This window comes from Albidovulum sp., from assembly GCF_049646345.1.
GTDB lineage: Bacteria > Pseudomonadota > Alphaproteobacteria > Rhodobacterales > Rhodobacteraceae > Albidovulum.
Genome location: NZ_JBARVQ010000684.1, coordinates 1 through 2301 on the forward strand (window position 1 = coordinate 1; position 2301 = coordinate 2301).

At 57.6% G+C, this 2301-nt stretch carries 3 protein-coding genes; all 3 read left to right on the forward strand.

The annotated features are described in order from the left end of the window. Window positions 1-725 (forward strand): protein-methionine-sulfoxide reductase catalytic subunit MsrP (gene msrP, locus WBB85_RS17845; RefSeq protein WP_432639944.1); only part of this gene is annotated, 725 nt, incomplete at its 5' end. A gap of 1 nt (window position 726) precedes the next feature. Further along, window positions 727-939 carry a GDCCVxC domain-containing (seleno)protein gene (locus WBB85_RS17850; RefSeq protein ID WP_432639945.1) on the forward strand — a complete coding sequence of 71 codons (213 nt, stop codon included), beginning with the start codon at window positions 727-729 and terminating at the stop codon, window positions 937-939. Then, entirely contained in the window at window positions 936-1547 is a 612-nt protein-coding gene (msrQ, locus tag WBB85_RS17855; RefSeq protein ID WP_432639946.1) for a protein-methionine-sulfoxide reductase heme-binding subunit MsrQ, read from the forward strand. Before WBB85_RS17850 ends, msrQ begins: the two co-directional genes overlap by 4 nt. The last annotated feature ends 754 nt before the right edge of the window (window positions 1548-2301 follow it).

The following is a 2301-nucleotide window of genomic DNA, read 5'->3' on the forward strand; positions in this document are numbered from 1 at the left end:
ACAACTTCTACGAATTCGGCACGGGTAAGGATGATCCGGTCGCATATGCAGGTTCTCTGACCACCGATCCCTGGGCAATCCAGATTGATGGTATGGTCGACAAGCCGGGCAACTACGATCTGGCCGACATTCTTTCCGGCGTGACCCTGGAGGAACGGATCTATCGCTTCCGCTGCGTCGAAGCGTGGTCGATGATCGTGCCCTGGATCGGGTTCGAGCTTGCGTCGCTTCTCGACCGGGTGGGGGTCCAGCCCGGGGCAAAATACGTGGCGTTCGAAACGCTGGTCCGGCCGGAGGAGATGCCGGGCCAACAATACCGCATTCTCGACTGGCCCTATCGGGAAGGGCTGCGCCTGGATGAGGCGATGCATCCCCTGACCATCCTGGCCACCGGGCTTTATGGCGAGGAGTTACCGAACCAGAACGGCGCGCCGATCCGGCTGGTGGTGCCGTGGAAATACGGATTCAAGTCGATCAAGTCGATCGTGCGGATCAGCCTGACCGATCAGATGCCGGACACCACGTGGAACATGCAGAACCCGCGCGAATACGGATTTTATTCGAATGTGAATCCCACCGTCGATCATCCGCGCTGGAGCCAGGCCAGCGAACGCCGCATTGGCGCGGGCCTGTTTGCCGGGCGTCAGGATACGCTGATGTTCAACGGCTACGAAGAACAAGTGGCTGGTCTTTACGCCGGGCAGGACCTGAGCAAGGATATCTGACATGGCCGGGCGGCGCTCGTCCCTGACCTGTCCCGAATGCGGCACCACGAGGACCGAGACCATGCCCGTCGATGCCTGCCAGTTTTTCTATGAGTGCACCGGCTGCGGCACCGTTCTGCGCCCGCTGCCCGGTGATTGCTGCGTCTTCTGTTCCTATGGCACGGTTCCCTGCCCGCCAGTTCAAACAGGAGATGCCTGCTGTCAGATGTCATGAGAATCGCCGACCGGATCAATCAGGTGACCCGGCGGGTTCCAGCGTGGCCTATATATATAGTGGGAACGCTGCTGCCCGTCTGGCTCTTCTGGCAGGCGACAACTGGCGGGCTTGGCGTTGATCCCATCGAGGCGATTGAAGAGACGCTGGGGCTCTGGGGCCTGAAGCTGATCGTGGTCGGGCTTTGCATCACACCGCTGCGCCGTTTCGCGGGTGTGAATCTGATCAGGTTTCGCCGTGCGATCGGGTTGCTTACCTTCTTCTATATAGCACTGCATTTTCTGACCTGGCTTTTGCTGGATCTCGGGCTGCGCTGGGAACAGGCTTTGGGTGACATTATCAAGCGGCCCTATATCACCATGGGCATGGTCGGGTTGCTCGCGATGATTCCGCTGGCGCTGACCTCAAACAATTATGCGGTTCGTAAGCTGGGGGCAGCCCGATGGCGGAAGCTTCACAAGCTTGTCTATCTGGCGGCTGTGGCAGGGGCCGTGCATTTCCTCTGGCTGGTCAAGGCCTGGCCGTTGGAGCCCTTCCTGTATCTGGGTGCGATTCTGGGGCTTTTGGCGGTGCGAATGATTCCAAAACGCCCGCGACTCGCGGCGTGAATCGGTGGAATCGGCGCCGACTCGCGTCGGTTTATAATAAAATCAATAACTTAAGTTGATTCTGGCGAGCAGCCGAACAATGCGGGACACATGAATCACCGCGCCAATGAGCGGTGCGAACACAAAAGTTGGGGTGCGAGTCTGTGGAAAACTGCCCGCGGGGGCCAACATTCAGGATCGCGCGCGTAATCTTCTTGCCCGAAAGGCCGCCCAATAGTTGCCATCATTGCGCTAACCCCAAGATTTTGAGGAAAAAACGGGGGCTGTGAAAAAAATGTCATCTTTCTCGAAAAAAGCCCTTGCGGTCACCGGCACCGATCCGTAAATACCGCCTCACCGAAGCGGACAACACTGCTACGGCGGACGGAACGGCGGGAACGCCACGAAGTTCAGACTAAAAAATTGAGGAACATGCAGGCGGGCGCGCCAGTAAGATAGGGCGCATCCGGTTGATTTTGTCTCTCACGCTCTTTGAAATCGCTGGTTACTGAAGAGATATGTGGGCGGTTTGGTCCTTTCGATGGATGAAACGCTGCATATCGGCTCACTAGGGTTCGCCCGATGATGTGAGTGTCAGCTTCACTGTTTGACGGTCCATCGTTCCCTTGGAACGATGTACATCAAACGGTAGACATCAGGTCGCAAGACCCGATGCAGATGTGCAGAGGTTCGAACGTCAAGGTTAGCGCGCAAGCGCTTTCAACTTGAGAGTTTGATCCTGGCTCAGAACGAACGCTGGCGGCAGGCCTAACAC

Excerpts from the sequence above, each read along its gene's own strand:
- WBB85_RS17850 (WP_432639945.1), top strand. The coding sequence starts at position 727 with ATGGCCGGGCGGCGCTCGTCCCTGACCTGTCCCGAATGCGGCACCACG.
- msrQ (WP_432639946.1), top strand. The coding sequence starts at position 936 with ATGAGAATCGCCGACCGGATCAATCAGGTGACCCGGCGGGTTCCAGCG.